This is a genomic window from Planobispora longispora, assembly GCF_016863135.1.
Taxonomy (GTDB): Bacteria; Actinomycetota; Actinomycetes; order Streptosporangiales; family Streptosporangiaceae; genus Planobispora; species Planobispora longispora.
The window spans coordinates 1-15,336 of record NZ_BOOH01000065.1; the positions used below are offsets into that span (position 1 = coordinate 1).

Below are 15,336 nucleotides of genomic sequence, written 5' to 3' on the forward strand. Positions count from 1 at the left end.
CGGCGGGCGTAGAACGCCGGCGAGCCAGTCCACCGGGGTGCAGGTGATCCCCGCCCGCGTCCTGGACGCGATTCCTCTGGCCTGACGGTCAGCCGCGCGATGCGCCCGGTCTCCTCGACGAGGCCGGGCGCATCATGGCGCGGTGAGCTCGGGACCGGGGTTGCGGCGAGCTGGGCGGGGACGGTTCCCGGACGGGGCTCCGGTCCCGTCAGGTCGGCGGCCCTTCGGCCGATGGGGTCTCAGTGACCCTGTTTCCCCCGCTGAAAAGTGCGCTCTACGTCTGCATCGACGACGACGCCGGACACCGTTCCCGGCTGGAGGCCGTCATCGACGGGGAGATCATCGTCGCCGCCCCCGTGGACGCGGCCAGTCTCGAATCCGTCCCGGTCGGCAGTCATCTGATGCTGTTCTGGATCAATGCCGACGGGCGCGTGGTGCTGCCGGTGCGGCTGACCGCCATCGACCCCGGCCCGCCGGAGCGCTGGGAGGTGCACCCGCTGGGCGAAGCGCGCCGGCTCGGGCGCCGGCGGCACGAGCGGGGCGGCGGCGGGGAGAGGATGCGCGTCTCCACCTTCACCACTCAGCCTCCCATCACCTTCGACAGCACGTTGCTGGACCTCAGCGAGAAGGCGCTGCGCTGCTGGGCCCCGGCCTTCGACATCACCGTGGGCGAGCAGGTGCACATCCGGGCCCTGCTCAGCAACGGGATCCTGAGCCAGGTCGGCACCGTCACCGTCGTGCGCGAGGCCCCCAACGGGCTGGGGCAGCACATCGTGGTGGTCTTCCGGTCGCCGTCGGCGTCCACCGTCCAGCTGATCCGCCGGTATCTGTTCGCGTGGGAACCCGTGTACCGCCGCGCCCGTCAGGCCGCGGAAGGGCGCGACTGAACGCCGGGATCAGGACTCGTGGTCCACGACGGCGCGGGCGGCCAGGCGTGGGCGGAGCCAGGCGGCCACCTCCAGGTGGGCGGGATGCTCCTGGTAGCCGCGCAGGTCGTCGGCCGAGTCGTGGGTGGTGACCAGGCACAGGTCGTAGGAGACCTCGGAGCGGACGACGTCCAGGCCGACGGTCAGGGAGCGGATCTGCCCGACCGTCCCGCCGAGCCCCTCCAGCAGCCGCCCGGCCGTGGCCGCGTCGGCGGGATCGGCGAACTTCATCAGCACGACATGGATCAGCACGGGAGCTCCCTGGACAGATCGTCGTTTTCACGAGAGTCTACTTTTTGGAAACGATGTTTCTCTAGGTGTAACGGAGGACTCCATGGTGCGTGTGGCCGCCGCGCAGCTGGAAGCGGGCACGGACGTCGCCGCCAACCTGGCCGCCTGCCTGCGCGTGATCGACGCGGCGGCGGAACGGGGCGCCGAGCTGATCGTGCTCCCCGAGTTCTGCAACCACCTGTCCTGGTACGGCGGCCGCGACCACGCCCGCCGGACGGCGTGCCGGATCGGGGACGCCTTCCTCGGCGCGATCTCCGGACGGGCCGCCCGGCACGGCGCGTACATCAAGATCGGCGTCACCCTCGCCCGCGACGACGGCCGGATCACCGGCACCGGCCTGCTCTACGGCCCGGACGGCGCCCTGCTCGGCGAGTCGGACAAGCAGACGCTGATGGGCGCCGAGAACGACCACCTCACCCCCGGCTCCGCGGCCTCCCCGGTGATCGAGACCCCGATCGGGCGTCTGGGGATGTACGCGTGCATGGAAGGCGTGATCAACGAGGTCTGCCGGTCCCTGACGCTGAGGGGCGCCCAGGTGCTGCTCAACAGCCTGAACTCGTTCGCCGTGGACGAGGCGGACCTGCACGTCCCGGTCCGCGCGGCCGAGAACCGGGTCTGGGTGGTCGCGGCGAACAAGGTCGGCCCCCTGCTGCCCGCCGCCGAACTGCCGGCGATCGCGGGCAGGCTCGGCGTGCCGCCGGAGTGGCTGCACGGCGCGGGCGAGAGCCAGATCGTCGCGCCGGACGGGACGATCGCGGCGAGGGCCCCGCGGACCGGCGAGGCCGTGGCGGTGGCCGACATCGACGTCTCCCTGGCCGACGGCAAGCTCCGCCCCGACGGCACGCACGTCCTGACCGCCCGCCGTCCCGAGCTCTACTCCCCCGTCGCGGCCGAGCCCGCGGGCCGCGCGGCCCCGCCCGGCGCGCCGCGGCTGCGGGTCGCGGTCGTCCGGCCGCAGGGCGGCGAGCCGGGAGAGGCCGAGCGGATGGTCGCCGAGGCCGCCGCCGGAGGCGCGGAGCTGATCGTGCTGCCCGAGTTGTGCGGGATGACCGTCCTGGAGGCGTCGCGCGCCCTGCGGGGGAGCACGGCGCACGCCGTGTTCAGCGTGCGGGCCGGGAGCGCGCACGAGGGGGTGCTCGTCGACGGCGCGGGCGTGGCGGGACGGCAGCGGCAGCTGCACCCCTCGGCCCGGCATCCGTGGGCCGGCGACCTCGGGATCGGGCTGGAGGTCTTCTCCCTGCCCTGGGGGCGCCTGGCGATCGTGGTCGGCGACGACGCGGTGTTCCCGGAGACTTTCCGGCTGGCCGCGCTGCGGGACGCCGACGTGGTGGCGGTGCCGTTCACGCCCTCGGAGCCGTGGGAGCTCCGGCTCGGCCTGCCGGAACGGGCGGCCGAGAACCGGCTGAACGTGGTGGCGGCCGGACACGACGGTCCCGACGGGATGGCCGGGGCGGTGCTGGGGCTCTCGCCGGACTTCACCCTCTGGACCGCCCGGGAGGGGCCGTTCACCGGGCGCATCAGCCACCCGGTCGTCACGCCGGTGAAGAACGGCGAGCGCGTCGTGCACGCCGAGGTCCGCCCGGCCCAGGCCGTCAACCGCCTCGTCTCACGCGGGACCGACCTGGTGGACGGCCGCCCGTGGCGGCTGGCCGGAGCGCTCGTCGCCGCTTCCCGGTGACGTGGCCCCGCCCCCATTGACATGGAGGGCCCTCCCTCCCAGCATTGGAAACACTGTTTCGCAGAGTGGATCGAGTGGACCGGGAGTGCCGGTGAAGGAAACGCTCCAGCACGTCGAGCAGATGGTCGACGCCTCACCGGTCACCGACGTGACCGGGACCTTCCAGCGGTGGGAGCGGCTGCTCACCGAACTGCGGACGGAGATCGGGGCCAGGTTCGAGCTGGCCCGGGACCCGTCCACCGAGGACCTCGAGTCGTACGGCGACCCGGGGAACGGACCGGGAGGCAGGCTGGCGGCCCACACCGGACCGGAGATCGATTGGATGGTCCACTCGTGGATCGGCGATCCCCGGACCGGGTTCGTCAACATGCACCTGACGGTCTGGCTCGGCCCGCACATCCGCGTCCCGCACCTGGCCGTCGCGCTGCTGCTGTGGCCCGAGGGCTGGTTCTACACCGACGCCGTCCCTCGCGCCGACCTGACCGCCGACGCCGCCTACTTCGACCGGTACTACGCGCCCGGCGAGGCCGCCTGGCTGGCCCACAGGGAGGAGCACCCGGACTTCACCTGGTTCACCAGCCGGGCGGCGTTCATCCGCGCAAGCCTGTCGCCGACGGCCTACTGCTACTCCTTCCCGCCGACCGCGACCAACCTCGGCGTCGTCGAGGAGATCCTGCGCGGGCGGGTCGAGCGGTGGCTGGCGTGGGTGGACGGGGCGGAGGCCGTACCGCCCGGGAAGCGGGCCGCCCTGGCCGCGCGGGACCTGGCCGTCCGGCGCAACATCGCCGAGCGGGACCCCGCGAACGTCATGGGAGTGCGGATGTTCGGCCAGGAGACGACCGACAGGCTCGTGCGCGCCCTGTGGGGCGGCGACCGCGTCCTGCCGAGGCCGTCCGGGGATCTCGGGTGAGCGCGGGTCACGCCGGCACGGCGGAGCGGGCCGTCCGGGAAGCCCGGGCGGGCGACCGGTGAGCGGCGCGGTCCGCTCGTTGTGGTGGTCCGCCCGGACCGGGGGCCGCGCGCCGTTCGACACCGCGCACCTGAAGGTCTACTACCCCGCGGCCGCCCGGGGCGGCGACGCCGAGCGCCTGACCGGGGTGTTCCCGCCGGACCCCGCCGGGGCGCCGTACCCCGTGGTGCTGTTCCTGTCCGGGGTGAACGTCGGGCAGGACTCCTACCGGCGGTTCGCCTGCCTGCTGGCCGCCGCCGGGTTCGCCGTCGTCACCTTCGACCGGGTCGGGGAGCTGTTCGGCGGGCAGTACGGCCTCACCCCGGGAGTGGACCTGGACGCCGCCAGACCGGGCGCGTACGGTTCCCGCCCGACCTGCCCGGCCATCCCCGCGCTGCTGGGGGCGCTGGAGGAGCTCGACGGGGAGGGGCCGCTGAAGGGCGCGCTGGACCTGGAGCGGGTGGCCCTGGGCGGGCACTCGGCGGGCGGCACGGTGGCGCTCCAGTCGGCCCGGTTCTTCCCGCAGGTCGGGGCGGTGTTCGCCTGGGGCGCCCACACGATGGTCGCGACCATGCTGGGCTGGCCGCCGGGGACGGTGCTGCCCGCCCAGGTGACCGGTCCGGTGCTGCTGGGGGTGGGCACGCAGGACGGCGTGATCGACGGCAGCGCGGACCGCTACGGCGAGGACCCGGCGGCCCGCCGGGACCCGGTGACCCGTACCTTCACCGAGGCCCTGCCCGGGGGCGACCACGTCCTGGCGGTCTTCGAGGGCGCCAACCACTTCTCCATCGCCGATCCGGCCGACCCGACGGCGGCGCGGGCGTTCCTCGACCGCCCGGCGACGTCCGGCGCGCTGGAGCCGTTCGCGCGGCTGGTCACCGCGTTCCTCGGCGTCCACCTGCGCCGGGACCCGGCGGCGCGGACCGTGATGGACCGATTCGACGCGGCGACGCTGACCCGGAGCCGATAGGAGCGCGAGCATGCTGAAGAACTTCTGGTACGCGCTGGAGTTCGGCGACCGGGTGGGGCCCACGCCGGTGAAGGTGACCTGCCTGGGCCAGGACTTCGTGCTCTACCGCACCGGCGACGGCACCGCCGTGTGCCTGTCCGACCTGTGCGTGCACCGGGGCGGCGCGCTGTCGATGGGCACGGTCTCCGGCGACCGCGTGGTCTGCCCGTACCACGGCTGGGAGTACCGGCCGGACGGGGCGTGCGTGAAGATCCCGGCCAACCCGCCGGGGCGGGGCGTCCCGAAGAAGGCCCGGGTGGACTCCTACCCGACGGCCGAGCGGTACGGCATGGTCTGGGCGTTCCTCGGCGACCTGCCCGAGGACGAGCGCCCGCCCATCCCGCACATCCCCGAGCACGGCGACCCCGCCTTCCGCGAGGTCCACTACGAGATGGAGATCGCCGCCAACTACGAGCGGACCTTCGAGAACGTGGTGGACGCCGCGCACACGCCGTTCGTGCACGGGACCGCGTTCGGCAACCCCGACAAGCCCGAGATCCCCGACTTCGAGATCAAGCAGGACGACTGGTCGGCTGAGGCGGACATCCTGCTCAGCCCGCCCCCGCCCGGCGGGCTGTGGAGCCTGCTGGCGCGGCGGCGGCCCCGCCCGGAGTACGTCACCGTGACCAACGGCTGGTACCTGCCCAACGTGGTGAAGCTCCACGTCCGCCTGCCGTTCGGCGACCTGATCCTGTACGACTTCAACATCCCGCTCTCCCAGGACCGGACGCTGATCAAGATCCTGGGCTACCGCAACTTCTTCACCGGCAGGTGGGCCGACGGCAACGCGGTCAAGCGGATCGAGAAGATCCTGCTGCAGGACAAGCCCGTCGTGGAGTCGCAGCGTCCGGAGCTGCTCCCCTTCGACCTGCCCGACGAGTTGCACATGCGCAGCGACGCGTTGCAGGTCGCCTACCGCAGGCGGCGTGCCCGGCTGATCGAGGAGGGGTGGTGGGTGGGCGGCGACGACATCGTCACCGGTGACGGCCCCCGCCGCCGCGCCACCGTCATCCCCTCCCCCGCCCGCCGCGACAACCCCGAGCTGGCCCGCGCCTGGGTGCACAAGGCCCGCGGCGGCGGGCCGGGTCCGTCCGAAGAAGCCACCCCCTGACCCGGAGCGGGTCGGGCCTTCCCCCAGGGAGCCGTTTTCCGTGAGTCTTCCCGCGAGCCTTCCCGCCACTCTCAGCGAGCGGACGCTGTCGGCCCTCACCGAGGCGCTCGGCCTGACGGTCGCCGAGGAACTGCCGCTGACCAGCCCGATGTCGCCGGAGCCCGTCGGACGGCTGAGGGTGCTGCGGAGCGGACCGGTCCTGCGGGACGAACCGGCCTTACAGGGCGGACCAGCCCTGCGGGGCGGGCCGGTCGACAAGGTCGTGACGGTCAGCCTGGTCGTGCCGGCGATCGGGCTGGACAGCCACATGATCTTCGCTTTCACCCCGGCGGACTCGGCGGTGCCGCACTTCACGCTGGATTCGGTACGGTCGCCGGACTACCACGCGATGCACCTGGACCTGATTCCTCGCGCGGACCTGGCCGTCCACCTGGACTACCTGGACGCCTGCTTCCTACCGCTGACCGGGCCGCTGGAGCACGCCTGGACGATCGACGGCCTCTCCCCCGCGGCGGTCGGCCCGCGCCAGCGGGCCATGATGTCGCCGTGGATGGTGGTCTGCCGGGCCACCGAGGAGGCGTTCGCGGCCCTCGACGGCACGGTCGAGGCGTATCTGACGCACTGGTTGTCGCTGGTCGACAAGGGGGTGCCCGAGGCCGGGGGCGACCCGGCCGCCCGGGACCGGGCCCAGCGGGCGAACCTGTTCAGCCCGGAGGTGGACCCGGTCTGGCGCCAGGTGGCGCGGCTGCTCGGCGAGGAGCAGGCCGGGCGCGTGCGCGGGGAGCTGGTGGCGTGAACGCGGGCGGAACCGCCGGAACTTCCGGGCCCGGAGCGACCGGGACCGCCGGGCCCGGAGCGACCGGGAGCCCGCGGCCGAGCGCCTGGCAGCGGCGCATCGCGGGCGAGTGGGTCGGGCGGCCGTCGCTGTTCGACGCCTCGGGCGCCTGGCAGGGCTTCGAGGACATCCGGCGCTCGTCGGTCTTCGACGGCGGCGTCACCACCTACCTGATGGACGGCGGCCTGACCGGCGGCGGACCGCTCGCCGGGCGGTTCAAGCTGGGCGCCCCGTTCGCGTTCGGGGTGACCGACTCCGGCGGCGACCGCGTCTACACCGGGCCCGACTTCTTCGGCAGCGGACGGCCGTACGGATCGTTCGTGGACGCCCACTACTACGGTCCCGGCTGGCAGGTGGACCTCAACACCTGGAACCAGGTGCTGCCGGACGGGGAGACCCAGGTCTACTCCTCGGTCCTGCACCAGGGCCCGGCCGTGGTCGGCGTCTTCAACGGCGTCTACACCCGCGATCCCCGGGAGACCGAGGCGCTGCTGGAGCGGGAGACCCGGTGCGGGGCGGTGCCGTACGTCCTGCCGACGAAACAGGCCTGCGCCTACCGGGGCGTCTGCGAGACGTGGGGCGCCGATCGCGAACGGTGGGAGGACGTCCGGATCACGATCGAGCTGGAACCGGTGAGCCTGCTCGTCACCCGGGTACGCGTCACCTGGTCCGGCGGGCTGCCGCGCTCGTACGAGACGCTCGCGCGCCGCGACGGGTTCCGCTCCTTCTACGAGGGGCCGGACGCCTGGGGCAACGCGACGGCCTACGGCCGGGCCAACTACGTCTCCCTGCACCTGGGCGGGGCGGAGAAGCTGAAGGGACGGGAGTTCATGATCGATGCCGAGCCCGGAATGGGCGCGGGCTCGACCCTGGCCGTGGTCTACCGGCTGTTCGACGGCGACGCGCCGTCGGCCGTCGTCCACGGCGTCCTGGAGCGCCGATGACGGGCGCGGGAACCAGGACCGTCGTGGTCACCGGCGGGACCCGGGGCATCGGCCTCGGGCTCGTGCGCGCCTTCCTGGACCGCGGGCACCGGGTCGCGCTGTGCGGCAGCCGCGCGGAGACGGTGGGGAAGGCGACCGCCGGGCTGCCCGGATCCGAGATCCTGGGCCTGGTCGCCGACGTCACCGACCGGGACCAGGTGCGGGCGCTGTGGGACGGCGCCGCCGAGCGCTTCGGGCGGGTGGACGTCTGGATCAACAACGCCGGGGTCTCGCACACCCGGGCCCCGCTGTGGGAGCTGCCCGACGCCGAGGTCCGCGCCGTGGTCGGGACGAACCTGGTGGGCGTGCTCAACGGCTCGGCGGTGGCGCTCGCCGGGATGGCCGCCCAGGGCCACGGCCACCTGTGGAACATGGAGGGGCTGGGCAGCGACGGCCGCGCCGTCCCCGGGCTGAGCGTGTACGGCTCGACCAAGCGGGCGCTGACCTACCTGACCCGGGCGCTGGTCAAGGAGGTGCCGCCGGGGGTGTCGGCCGGGCTGCTGAGCCCGGGGATGGTCGTCACGGACCTGCTCACCCACGACTACGACCCGGAGTCCTTCGAGAAGGCCAAGAGGATCTTCAACATCCTGGCCGACCGGGTCGAGACCGTCGCCCCCTGGCTCGCCGAACGGGCGCTGTCGCGGGCGTGCAACGGCGCCCACGTCCGGTGGCTGACCCCGGCGAAGATCGCGGCCCGTTTCGCGCTCGCCCCCGTGCGCAGGCGCGACCTGTTCTCCGGCGGAGAGTAGCGATGGACTCCCCGGCGGACTACCCGCTCGCCCTGGCGGCCGAGGACTTCGCCCCGGTGGCGCTGACGACCGCCGGGGTGCTGTTCCTGACGCGGTACACCGGCCCGCGGCACGCGCCGGGCGTCGCGGCGGCGGCGGTGCTGATCGGGGCGGGCGGCCTGGGCAAAGCGGTCTGGAAGCTGGTGGTGGCCCTGGACGGCCCGGACCTGCCCTGGCTGGAGGCGCTGCTGTTCCCTCTGTTGACCCTCGGGTTCGGGGTGCTCGCCTGGGTCCTGTCCGCCGTGCGCGCGGGGGCGGCGCCGCGATGGGTGAGGCTCCTGGTGCCGGGGCTGACCCTGGCCTGCTCGCTCGGCGCCGTCCTGGCCGGCCGGACGATCCCGCTGCTGGTCAGCGTCTCGGTCTTCGCCACGCTCTGCGGCGTCCACCTGATCGTCGCCGCCCGCCGCCGGGGCGATCTGACGGCCGCCGGGCTCTTCGGCGTGCAGCTGCTGGGGTTCTTCGTGCTCAGCCCGCTGGCCGCCCGTCCCGACCAGACCGTCGCCCTGCAGTGGGCCGAGCAGCTGTGCAACACCGCCGCCCAGGCCGCCTTCGCGGTGGCCGCCTTCCGGCTGGGCCGTACCCGGAATCGATCGGAGGTCCTGCGATGACCGACGCCCTCGGCTGGCGCGCGAAGTTCGGGGTGATCGCCCCGTCCACGAACACGATCGTCGAGCCCGACTTCTACCGGATGACGGTGCCCGGGGTGACGGCCCACATCGGCCGGATCCACATCCGTGACCAGGACATGGGCGGCGACGAGGGCATGGAGCGGTTGCTGGAGCAGATCCGCGAGGAGATCGGCGCGGCCTGCGAGCGGGTGCTGACCTGCGAGCCCGACTACATGGTGATGGGGATGTCCGCCGAGACGTTCTGGGGCGGCGTCGAGGGGAACCGGCGGTTCGTCGAGCAGATCCACGACATCACCGGGCTGCGGACGGCCACCGGCGCCGAGGCGTGCGAGCGGGCGCTGACGTTGTACGGCGCCCGCCGCATCGGCGTCGTCACCCCCTACCAGCCGGTGGGCGACGCGAACGTGGTCCGGTTCTTCGGCGAGATCGGCTTCGAGGTCGCCGCCATCCGGGGCCTGCGCTGCCCCACCGCCGTGTCGATCGCGCACGTCACCGAGGCCGAGCTGCGCGCCGCCCTGGTCGAGGTGGACGGCCCGGACGTGGACGCGCTCGTGCAGTGCGGCACCAACCTGTCCATGGTGGGCCTGGCCGACGAGGCCGAGCGCCGGCTGGGCAAGCCGGTCATCGCCATCAACGCCGCGACCTGGTGGATGGCGCTGCGCGACAACGGCATCCACGACCGGGTGCACGGCGCGGGCTCCCTGCTGCGCGAGCACTGAGCTCCCCGCCGCCCGAGCGCCGGTCCGCGCCGGGCGTCCGGCGCGCGGCAGGGCGGGGCGGTCCCCGCGCCGGTCAGTGGGCGGGCGGGGGCCAGATCCCGGCGCGCCCGAGCTGGGCGGGGAGCCGGCCGTCCAGCTCCTTCTCGATCAGGGCCGCGGCGGCGAGCACCCCGGGCAGGTCGGCCCCGGTCCGCACGCCCGAGCGGTGCAGCAGGTAGAGCAGGTCCTCGGTGGCGATGTTGCCGGTGGCGGCCGGGGCGAAGGGGCAGCCGCCGATGCCCCCGGCGCTGGCGTCCAGGGCCGCGGCGCCCGCCTCCAGGGCGGCGACCGCGTTGGCGTAACCGGTGTTGCGGGTGTTGTGGAAGTGGAAGCGCAGCGGCGCGGCGGTCGCCTCGCCGACCGCCTCGGCCAGGCGGCGCACTCCCGCGGGGACGCCGACGCCGATCGTGTCGGCCAGCGCGACCTCCTGCGCGCCGGGGCAGCGCCGGACCAGGTCGGCGACGCGGGCCGGGTCCACCTCGCCCTCGAACGGGCAGCCGAAGCTCGCCGCCACGGTGAGCGTCACGGTGAGCCCGGCCCCGCGCGCCCGCTCCGCGATCACTCCGAAGCCGCGGACCGCGTCGTCCACGGACATGCCCTGGTTGCGGCGGGAGAAGGTCTCGGTGGCCACCACCACGGCGTTGACCTCGTCCACCCCGGCGGTCAGCGCCCGGTCCAGGCCGCGCCCGTTCAGCACCAGGCCCGCGTAGCGCACCCCGGGAACGCGCGGCACGCGCGCCATGACCTCCTCGGCGTCGGCCATCTGCGGCACCCGTCCCGGGTGCACGAAACTGACCGCCTCGACGCGCCGCAGCCCGGCCGCGACCAGCGCCTCGACATAGGCGACCTTGGCGGCGGTGGGGACGATCGCCCGCTCGTTCTGCAGGCCGTCGCGCGGACCTACCTCGATCACCTCGACGCTCATGGATTGCATACAAATCCTTGCTATGAGGCGAGCTTTTCCCCATCATGGTGACAGATCGATCAGAGGAATGTACACATGTCGGTTGTCGACGATCTCAGGGACCTGATCCTGCGGGGCCGGTACGCACCCGGGGCCAGGCTCGGCGAGGTCGAGCTCGCCGAGACCCTCGGCGTCAGCAGGACCCCGGTCCGCGAGGCGCTCCGGCGCCTGCAGGCGGAGGGGCTCGTCGAGGTCGTCGCCAACCGGGGCGCGCGGGTGGCGGAGCATCCCGCCGGAGACCTGGAGACGGTCTTCGAGCTGCGCGCGCGGATCGAGGGCCTGGCCGCCCGCCAGGCCGCCGCCGTCGCGACCGCCGAGGACGCCGACCGTCTGCACGGGATCGCCGTCGCCCTCAGGGAGCACGCCGAGCGGCACGACCTCGACGCCGTCTACCGGCTCAACGCCGACTTCCACCAGGGGCTGGTACGGCTCGGCGGCAGCGCGGTCCTCGCCCAGTCGCTCAGCGCGCTGATCCACTCCCCCGTCCTGCTGCGCACCTACGGCTCCTTCGACGCCGAGGCCATGCGGCGCAGCGCTGACCACCACATCGAGATCGCGGCCGCCGTGCGCGCGGGGGATCCGGACTGGGCCGAGGCGGTCATGCGCGCCCACCTGTTCTCCGCCCGGGCCTCGCTGCTGGGCCCCCGGCGCCGGGACGACGGCTGACCTCCGGACCCGCCCGCGGGCGGGTCCCCGTACCCGAAGGAGTTCGATGAGAGGTCTCCCCCTCGGCGACATCCGCGTCGTCGAGCTCGGGCAACTGCTCGCCGGGCCGTTCTGCGGCCAGCTCCTCGGCGACTTCGGCGCCGAGGTCATCAAGGTGGAGGACCCCGGCAGGGGCGATCCGATGCGGCAGTGGGGCCGGGAGAAACCCCACGGGAAGTCCCTGTGGTGGCCGGTCGTGGCGCGCAACAAGAAGTCCGTCACCTGCGACCTGCGCACGGCCCGGGGCCAGGAGCTCGTCCGGGAGCTGGCCGCCCGCTCCGACGTGCTGCTGGAGAACTTCCGGCCCGGCACGCTGGAGCGCTGGGGGCTCTCGCCCGGGGAGCTGCACGCGATCAACCCCCGGCTGGTCATCACCCGGGTCACCGGCTTCGGGCAGACCGGCCCGTACGCGCCCCGGGCGGGGTACGGCTCGATCGGCGAGGCCATGGGCGGCATCAGATACGTCACCGGCGACCCCGACCGGCCGCCGTCGCGCGCCGGGATCTCCCTCGGCGACTCGCTGGCCGCCACCCACGCCTGCATCGGCACGCTGGTCGCCCTGCACGAGCGGGAGCGCAGCGGCAGGGGCCAGGTCGTCGACTCGGCGATCTACGAGGCGGTGCTGGCCATGATGGAGTCGCTGCTGCCGGAGTGGCAGCAGGCGTCCTACCGGCGTGAGCGCACCGGGCCCGTGCTGCCCAACGTCTCGCCGAGCAACGTCTACCCCACCGAGGACGGCGAGTCCCTCCTCATCGCCGCCAACCAGGACAGCGTCTTCCGCCGCCTGGCCGCCGTGATGGGCGAGCCGGGCCTGGCCGACGACCCGCGCTACGCCACGCACGGCGCCCGTGGCGCGCACATGGCCGAGCTGGACGAGCTGATCGCCGCGTGGACGGCGTGCCACCCCGCCGACGACCTGCTGGCGCGCCTGAACGACGGCGGCGTGCCCGCCGGGCGCGTCTACACGGCCGAGGACATGTTCGCCGACCCCCACTTCGCCGCCCGCGAGGCGATCGTGCGCGTCCCGCACCCCGACTTCGGCGAGCTGGCCATGCAGAACGTGACGCCCAGGCTGTCGGAGACCCCCGGCGGCGTCCGCAGCCCGGGACCCGCGCTCGGCCGGCACAACGACGAGGTCTACCGGGGCCTGCTCGGCCTCGGCGAGGAGGAGATGGCGCGCCTGCGGACGGAGCGCGTCATCTGAAGCCCGTCCGAAGGCCGTCCCGAGCGGAGGCGTCCGACATGAACCATCCGGCGCACGTCCCCGGCAGCGCGGAGCCCGCGCCGGCGGGCGGCTTCTCGGATACGGAGTCCGGGGAGCTCGCAGAACCCGCGGAGCTCGCGGAGCTCGCGGAGCTCGCGGAGCTCGCGGAGCTCGCGGAGCCCGCGCCGGCGGGCGTGGTCAGAGAGCACCGGGAGGTGTTCGGGCGGTCCCTTCCCTTCGGGCGTCGCCCAGCGCTGATCATGGTCGACCTCATGCGCGCCTACTTCGAGCCGGGCGCCGAGCTGTACCTGGGCTCGCGCGCCTGCCTGGAGTCGGCCGCCCGGGTCCTGGCCGCGGCCCGCTCGGCGGGCGTGCCGGTGATCCACACCCGGGTGGCCTTCGGCCCGGGCGGGGTCGACGGCGGCCTGTTCTTCCGCAAGGTCGCCCCGCTGCGCCACCTGGTCGGCGACACCCCGCTCGGCGCGCTGATGCCCGAGGCCGGGCCGGGCTCCGGCGAACCGGTGATCGTCAAGCAGTACGCCAGCGCCTTCTTCGGCACCGCCCTGGCCTCCACGCTGAACGTCCTGCGGGTGGACACGCTCGTCATCGCCGGAGTCTCCACCAGCGGCTGCGTGCGCGCCACCGCCGTCGACGCGATCCAGCACGGCTTCGTGCCGATCGTCGTGCGGCAGGCGGTGGGCGACCGCGATCCCCGGCCGCACGAGGCCGCCCTCTTCGACATCCAGGCCAAGTACGGCGAGGTCTGGGAGGAGGCCGACGTGCTGGCCCGGCTGCGGGCCTGACAGGCGGCCGGGCCGCTCCATTGACGAGGGCGCGCCCGCCGGGACATGCTTCCCCTGAGAGAAAGTGAAACTGCGTTTCCTCATAGGAAACATCAAGGGGGAACGATGCCGCTGCGACCCTGCGACGCCCCGCTGTCCATAGCCGGCGGGGTGCGGGAGTCCGCCGCCGCCACGCCCGGCGCCGTGGCCGTGGTGGACGGCGACCGGCGGCTGACCTACCGCGGGCTGGACGACCGGTCGAACCGGCTGGCCAACGTCCTGCTCGGCACGGGACTGCGGCCCGGCGACCGGGTGGCGGTCCTGCTCGGCAACCGGATGGAGTTCCCCGAGATCGCCTGCGGCATCGCCAAGGCGGGACTGGTCATGGTCCCGATGAGCCCCCGGTCCACCCCCGGCGAGGCGGCGTTCGTCCTGGACCACTCCGGCAGCCGGGCGCTGATCCTGGACGGCGCGCTCGCCCCGGCCGTCGCCGCGGTCGCCCCGGAGACCGCGCTGTCCATCGGCGGCGGCGACCTCGGGCTCTCCTACGAGGACACGCTCACCGAGGCGTCCGGCGCCGACCCGCGCGTCCCCACCGGCGGGCACGACCCGTTCTGCGTGGCCTACACCTCCGGCACGACCGGCCGCCCCAAGGGCGTCGTGATCAGCCACCGGTCGCGGGCACTGACCTTCCGCGCCTCCGCCCGGGAGTGGGGCCTGGGCGCCGGCCGCCGCACGGTCGCGGTCGCCCCGATGTACCACGGCGCCGGTTTCGCCTTCGGCTACGCCCCGGTGTTCACCGGCGGCACGGTCGCGATGCTGCGCTCATGGGATCCCGGGGAACTGCTGGCGACGGTCGCGCGGGAACGCGCCCAGTCGATCTTCCTGATCCCCACCCATGCCCATTCCCTCAGGGCGCTGGGCGAGCCCGCCCTCCGGCGGCACGACCTGTCCAGCCTGGACACGATCTACTTCAACGCCGCCGCCCTGCCCGGCCCGCTCAAGGAGTGGGTCCTGGACTCCTTCCCCGGGGTGGGCGTGCACGAGCTGTACGGCTCGACCGAGGCCGGGATCGTGGCCAACTGCCGCCCGGCCGACGCCCGCCGCAAGATCGGCTCGGTCGGCCGGCCGTGGCTCATGACCGACGTCCGCGTGGTCGGCGACGCGGGCGGCCCGGCGGGACCCGGCGAGCGCGGAGAGCTGTTCAGCCGCTCGCCGTACCTGATGAGCGGCTACCTGGACGACCCGGAGGCCACCGCCGCCTGCGTCACCGGGGACGGCTACCTCACCAGCGGCGACGTCGTCGTCCGGGACGAGGAGGGCTACATCTACATCGTCGACAGGAAGAAGGACATGATCATCTCCGGCGGGGTGAACATCGCCCCCCGCGAGGTGGAGGAGGTCATCGCCGCCTTCCCCGGCGTCGCCGAGGCCGCCGTGGTGGGACTGCCGGACGAGCGCTGGGGCGAGCGGGTGGCGGCCTTCGTCGTCACCCTGCCCGGCGTCCCGGTGGACCCCGATGCGCTGGAGGCCCACTGCCGCGCCCGGCTGGCCGGGCCGAAACTCCCCCGGCGAATGGAGTTCGTCCCCTCCCTCCCCCGCAACGCCGCGGGAAAGATCCTCAAGCGCGAGCTCCGTTCCCTCGGCCGACCTTCCGGACCGGCGGGGCTTCCGTCACGACCCCAGTCCTTTACAAAGTAGATCATTATGGATTCCCGAAGGAG

General features: G+C 73.9%; 16 protein-coding genes. 14 read left to right on the top strand and 2 right to left on the bottom strand.

The genetic code is table 11. From position 1 onward, the window contains the following. Positions 1–242 precede the first annotated feature (242 nt). A complete protein-coding gene (locus Plo01_RS35955; RefSeq protein WP_203895245.1) occupies positions 243–887 on the top strand; it encodes a PilZ domain-containing protein in 645 nt (214 codons plus the stop codon). A gap of 9 nt (positions 888–896) precedes the next feature. Here Plo01_RS35955 and Plo01_RS35960 read toward each other — a convergent pair whose 3' ends face one another. Then, the gene (locus tag Plo01_RS35960; protein WP_203895246.1) at positions 897–1,178 is read right to left on the bottom strand and encodes a Dabb family protein; all 282 of its coding nucleotides are present in this window, start codon (positions 1,176–1,178) and stop codon (positions 897–899) included. Between the two features lie 82 nt (positions 1,179–1,260). Here Plo01_RS35960 and Plo01_RS35965 point away from each other — a divergent pair, with 82 nt between their 5' ends. The 9 genes from Plo01_RS35965 to Plo01_RS36005 all read left to right on the top strand — a co-directional run bounded on the left by Plo01_RS35965 (position 1,261) and on the right by Plo01_RS36005 (position 9,918). Beyond that, a complete protein-coding gene (locus Plo01_RS35965; RefSeq protein WP_203895247.1) occupies positions 1,261–2,895 on the top strand; it encodes a nitrilase-related carbon-nitrogen hydrolase in 1,635 nt (544 codons plus the stop codon). Positions 2,896–2,986: 91 nt separating this feature from the next. Continuing rightward, positions 2,987–3,805 (top strand): oxidoreductase, encoded by an 819-nt coding sequence (locus Plo01_RS35970; protein ID WP_203895248.1) that lies wholly within the window; start codon positions 2,987–2,989, stop codon positions 3,803–3,805. A gap of 58 nt (positions 3,806–3,863) precedes the next feature. Continuing rightward, positions 3,864–4,814, top strand: coding sequence for an alpha/beta hydrolase family protein (locus tag Plo01_RS35975; protein ID WP_203895249.1), 951 nt, complete (start codon positions 3,864–3,866; stop codon positions 4,812–4,814). Positions 4,815–4,824: 10 nt separating this feature from the next. Continuing rightward, positions 4,825–5,964 carry an aromatic ring-hydroxylating dioxygenase subunit alpha gene (locus tag Plo01_RS35980; RefSeq protein WP_203895250.1) on the top strand — a complete coding sequence of 380 codons (1,140 nt, stop codon included), beginning with the start codon at positions 4,825–4,827 and terminating at the stop codon, positions 5,962–5,964. 40 nt (positions 5,965–6,004) lie between these two features. Beyond that, positions 6,005–6,760 carry a hypothetical protein gene (locus tag Plo01_RS35985; protein WP_203895251.1) on the top strand — a complete coding sequence of 252 codons (756 nt, stop codon included), beginning with the start codon at positions 6,005–6,007 and terminating at the stop codon, positions 6,758–6,760. Further along, on the top strand, positions 6,757–7,743 hold the full coding sequence (locus Plo01_RS35990) for a hypothetical protein (RefSeq protein ID WP_239317724.1): 987 nt from the start codon (positions 6,757–6,759) through the stop codon (positions 7,741–7,743). Before Plo01_RS35985 ends, Plo01_RS35990 begins: the two co-directional genes overlap by 4 nt. Then, positions 7,740–8,531 (top strand): SDR family oxidoreductase, encoded by a 792-nt coding sequence (locus tag Plo01_RS35995; RefSeq protein WP_203895252.1) that lies wholly within the window; start codon positions 7,740–7,742, stop codon positions 8,529–8,531. The genes Plo01_RS35990 and Plo01_RS35995 overlap by 4 nt, the downstream gene beginning before the upstream one ends. 2 nt (positions 8,532–8,533) lie before the next feature. Further along, entirely contained in the window at positions 8,534–9,178 is a 645-nt protein-coding gene (locus Plo01_RS36000; RefSeq protein WP_203895253.1) for a hypothetical protein, read from the top strand. Beyond that, complete coding sequence (locus Plo01_RS36005) at positions 9,175–9,918, top strand: maleate cis-trans isomerase family protein (RefSeq protein ID WP_203895254.1); 744 nt, start codon at positions 9,175–9,177, stop codon at positions 9,916–9,918. Before Plo01_RS36000 ends, Plo01_RS36005 begins: the two co-directional genes overlap by 4 nt. Before the next feature lie 73 nt (positions 9,919–9,991). Here Plo01_RS36005 and Plo01_RS36010 read toward each other — a convergent pair whose 3' ends face one another. Further along, the gene (locus tag Plo01_RS36010; protein WP_373871758.1) at positions 9,992–10,882 is read right to left on the bottom strand and encodes a hydroxymethylglutaryl-CoA lyase; all 891 of its coding nucleotides are present in this window, start codon (positions 10,880–10,882) and stop codon (positions 9,992–9,994) included. Between the two features lie 75 nt (positions 10,883–10,957). Here Plo01_RS36010 and Plo01_RS36015 point away from each other — a divergent pair, with 75 nt between their 5' ends. The 4 genes from Plo01_RS36015 to Plo01_RS36030 all read left to right on the top strand — a co-directional run bounded on the left by Plo01_RS36015 (position 10,958) and on the right by Plo01_RS36030 (position 15,313). After that, on the top strand, positions 10,958–11,587 hold the full coding sequence (locus tag Plo01_RS36015; RefSeq protein WP_203895256.1) for a GntR family transcriptional regulator: 630 nt from the start codon (positions 10,958–10,960) through the stop codon (positions 11,585–11,587). A 46-nt stretch (positions 11,588–11,633) separates the two neighbouring features. After that, the gene (locus Plo01_RS36020) at positions 11,634–12,830 is read left to right on the top strand and encodes a CaiB/BaiF CoA transferase family protein (RefSeq protein WP_203895257.1); all 1,197 of its coding nucleotides are present in this window, start codon (positions 11,634–11,636) and stop codon (positions 12,828–12,830) included. 38 nt (positions 12,831–12,868) lie between these two features. After that, positions 12,869–13,633, top strand: coding sequence for an isochorismatase family protein (locus tag Plo01_RS36025; RefSeq protein ID WP_239317726.1), 765 nt, complete (start codon positions 12,869–12,871; stop codon positions 13,631–13,633). A 105-nt stretch (positions 13,634–13,738) separates the two neighbouring features. Beyond that, entirely contained in the window at positions 13,739–15,313 is a 1,575-nt protein-coding gene (locus Plo01_RS36030; RefSeq protein ID WP_239317729.1) for a class I adenylate-forming enzyme family protein, read from the top strand. The last annotated feature ends 23 nt before the right edge of the window (positions 15,314–15,336 follow it).

Excerpts from the sequence above, each read along its gene's own strand:
- Plo01_RS36020 (WP_203895257.1), top strand. The coding sequence starts at position 11,634 with ATGAGAGGTCTCCCCCTCGGCGACATCCGCGTCGTCGAGCTCGGGCAA.
- Plo01_RS35965 (WP_203895247.1), top strand. The coding sequence starts at position 1,261 with ATGGTGCGTGTGGCCGCCGCGCAGCTGGAAGCGGGCACGGACGTCGCC.
- Plo01_RS36000 (WP_203895253.1), top strand. The coding sequence starts at position 8,534 with ATGGACTCCCCGGCGGACTACCCGCTCGCCCTGGCGGCCGAGGACTTC.
- Plo01_RS35995 (WP_203895252.1), top strand. The coding sequence starts at position 7,740 with ATGACGGGCGCGGGAACCAGGACCGTCGTGGTCACCGGCGGGACCCGG.
- Plo01_RS36005 (WP_203895254.1), top strand. The coding sequence starts at position 9,175 with ATGACCGACGCCCTCGGCTGGCGCGCGAAGTTCGGGGTGATCGCCCCG.
- Plo01_RS36030 (WP_239317729.1), top strand. The coding sequence starts at position 13,739 with ATGCCGCTGCGACCCTGCGACGCCCCGCTGTCCATAGCCGGCGGGGTG.
- Plo01_RS36025 (WP_239317726.1), top strand. The coding sequence starts at position 12,869 with ATGAACCATCCGGCGCACGTCCCCGGCAGCGCGGAGCCCGCGCCGGCG.
- Plo01_RS36015 (WP_203895256.1), top strand. The coding sequence starts at position 10,958 with ATGTCGGTTGTCGACGATCTCAGGGACCTGATCCTGCGGGGCCGGTAC.
- Plo01_RS36010 (WP_373871758.1), bottom strand. The coding sequence starts at position 10,882 with ATGAGCGTCGAGGTGATCGAGGTAGGTCCGCGCGACGGCCTGCAGAAC.
- Plo01_RS35980 (WP_203895250.1), top strand. The coding sequence starts at position 4,825 with ATGCTGAAGAACTTCTGGTACGCGCTGGAGTTCGGCGACCGGGTGGGG.